Source organism: Bradyrhizobium sp. CCBAU 45394 (genome assembly GCF_028128655.1).
In the GTDB taxonomy this organism is placed as follows: domain Bacteria; phylum Pseudomonadota; class Alphaproteobacteria; order Rhizobiales; family Xanthobacteraceae; genus Bradyrhizobium; species Bradyrhizobium diazoefficiens.
The window spans coordinates 1-2583 of the sequence record NZ_LBIX01000092.1 but is presented as its reverse complement, the minus strand read 5'-3'; the positions used below and the strand labels follow the sequence as shown (position 1 = coordinate 2583).

The following is a 2583-nucleotide window of genomic DNA, read 5'->3' as shown; positions in this document are numbered from 1 at the left end:
ATGTGCTGTCGGCCGAGCGCCTTCATGGCGACGACACCACCATCCGCATCCTGGCCAAGGGCAAGTGCACGACCGGGCGAATCTGGACCTATCTATGGACGGTCCCCGCTTTGCAAGGCCATTTGCTTTGTTCCGGCTAACGATCGTTTGCAGCTATCTATCCGGCTTTATGGCAATGCCACGAGCCTTGATGAGATCCGCGGATCGGCGCCCAATTATGTTGGCGAGCTCTGAAGCTCGATAGGTCCAACGGGCTTAGCCGACCCCGGTCCGACCGGTTGCCATCACTCTGCTTTTGCCCTCGCAAACGGGAACCACGCTCGATTTATGCTTGCGCGCGGTACTCTTCACCATTGGCCATGATCGCCCAAGCAATCCGGGCCGTTTTGTGAGCAAGCGCCACCGTCACGACATTGAAGGGACGCCTGCCGAGCAGCTCTGCTATCCAGGTGTTGGTGACCTGATGGATACGGACGCGATGAACGGCTGCTCTTGCGCCATGTATCAGCAATTTGCGAATGTAGCCGTCGCCGCGCTTACTGATACCACCCAAACGCTCCTTACCCCCGGTCGAATGCTGCTTCGGTACTAATCCAAGCCAGGCAGCGAAATGCCTCGCCGACGCGAACTGTTGTGGATGGTCGACAGACGCCGCCAAGGCGGTGGCGGCAAATGGGCCGACGCCCGCCACCTTCATAAGACGCCGACAGACTTCATTGTCTTTGGCCGTTGCAAGGATCATCTTCTCATAGCTTTCAATGTGTAGCTCAAGGTCTTCGATCTGATCGACAAGGATTGACAGGGCGCTACGCGCGCTCTGTGGAATGCGCTCATCAACATCCACGAGTGTCATGAGCTCTCTCGCGTTCGCTTTTCCCTTTCCGGCCACGATGCCCAACTCGCCCAAATGACCACGCAGAGCATTTATCGCGCCTGTGCGTTGTCGAATGAGCAAGTCGCGCGTGCGATGTAGCATTAAAATTCCCTGCTGTTCGACCGTTTTTATAGGGACAAAGCGCATGCCGGGCCGTTGGACGGCTTCCCAGCACGCCTCCGCATCAGCGGCATCATGCTTGTTTGTCTTCACGTAGGCTCGTACATAGTGGGCCGGCATAAGACGTGCTTTGTGTCCAAGCTTTATTAGTTCACGAGCCCAATGATGAGCGCTGCCGCAAGCCTCAAGACCAACGAGACAACTTGGAAGCCGTGAAAAGAAATCGAGAACCTTCCCGCGGGCGAGCTTCTTGCGGATAATTTCTCCATCCTCTGTGATCAAGTGGATTTGAAACCAGCTTTTCGAGATATCGAGCCCGATTGTCATCATAGGCATAGCTTGTCCTCCTTCTTGGATGCGTTCGGAGCTTATCAGGGCGGGGACCGTCCATCTCATTATGTGCGCGACGATCGGCCCTACGGTGGGCCTGCGCCGCCGGCGGCGGTCTATTACGCCTCGGGCGACCGACGGGGCGAGCATCCCCAGAAGCATCTGGCCGCCTTCGCCGGTATCCTGCAGGCGGACTGCTACAGCGGCTTCGAGCCGTTGTTCGACCCGCAAAGGAAAGCGATACCGATCACGCCGGCATTTTGCCTAGCCCATGCGCGGCGGGGCTTCTTCGAACTGGCTGACATCGAGAAGAATGCTAGAGAAGGCCGCAAGGGCAAACCGATCTCCCCGATCGCGCTGGAGGCTGTCAGGCGCCTCGATGCGTTGTTCGAGATCGAGCGCGCCATCAACGGCCGCAGCGCCGACGAGCGGCATGCCGCGCGCCAGGAGAGAAGCAAGCCGATTCTCGACGACATGCACGCCTGGCTGCTCCGTGAGCGAGAAACCCTCTCGCGCTCCTCCGAGGTCCTGAAGCCCATGAACTACATGCTCAGGCGCTGGGACGATTTTGCGCGCTTCCTCGACGATGGCAGGATCTGCCTCAGCAACAACGCCGCTGAAAGAGCGTTGCGCGGCATCGCCTTGGGGAGGCGCAACTGGACCTTCGCCGGCAGCCTGCGTGGCGCTGACCGCGCCGCCATCATGCTGACGATGATCACGACCTGTCGCCTGAACGACGTCGATCCCAAAGCCTGGCTCGCCGACATCCTCGCCCGTACCGCCGATCTTCCCGCATCGCGTCTGCACGAGCTGCTGCCCTGGGAATGGAAGCTCCGGCGTCAGGCCGACAACCCCACCGATCAGCAAGCCGCCTGACCTTCACGCATCGCCATCATAGAACTCGCCGTGCCCGCGCGCATGCGTCAATCAGGCGGTCTTCGTCGTCTTACGATTACCCACATTTTTAATCAGAGTTTCGCGCCCGTTGCGATATCGATGAATCGCGATAATCCGCGCCACATGATCAGATTCCCTGGTGGCGGATCGTTGGCGCGGGCGAGATAGCCGCCGAGCTTGGCGATCTTGATGAGGTAATGCGACAATGTCTTTCGTTGTGTGCTGACTGGCTCCTTGTCTTTGACGAGCCGATCAAGCAATTGGATTTCAGCTTTGGTCAGCACAAATTCCGGTGAGGCAGTTGGCGCTGAACGATTGAGCATCGTCATCCAAAAAATGCGCCAGCTCACAATGCAGAATAC

The 2583-nt window shown here is 58.4% G+C and carries 2 protein-coding genes and 1 pseudogene; 1 reads left to right on the top strand and 2 read right to left on the bottom strand.

The annotated features are described in order from the left end of the window. Positions 1 to 325: 325 nt before the first annotated feature. Positions 326 to 1330, bottom strand: a complete 1005-nt coding sequence (locus WN73_RS11975) for an IS110 family transposase (protein WP_271552917.1) — start codon at positions 1328 to 1330, stop codon at positions 326 to 328. Between the two features lie 60 nt (positions 1331 to 1390). Here WN73_RS11975 and tnpC point away from each other — a divergent pair. Continuing rightward, a pseudogene (gene tnpC / locus WN73_RS11970) lies at positions 1391 to 2200 on the top strand (IS66 family transposase); the annotation flags it as partial. Positions 2201 to 2292: 92 nt separating this feature from the next. On the opposite strand, the gene WN73_RS11965 reads toward tnpC, so the two are convergent. Beyond that, the coding region (locus tag WN73_RS11965) for an IS4 family transposase (protein ID WP_271552916.1) at positions 2293 to 2583 on the bottom strand (291 nt) is incomplete at its 5' end.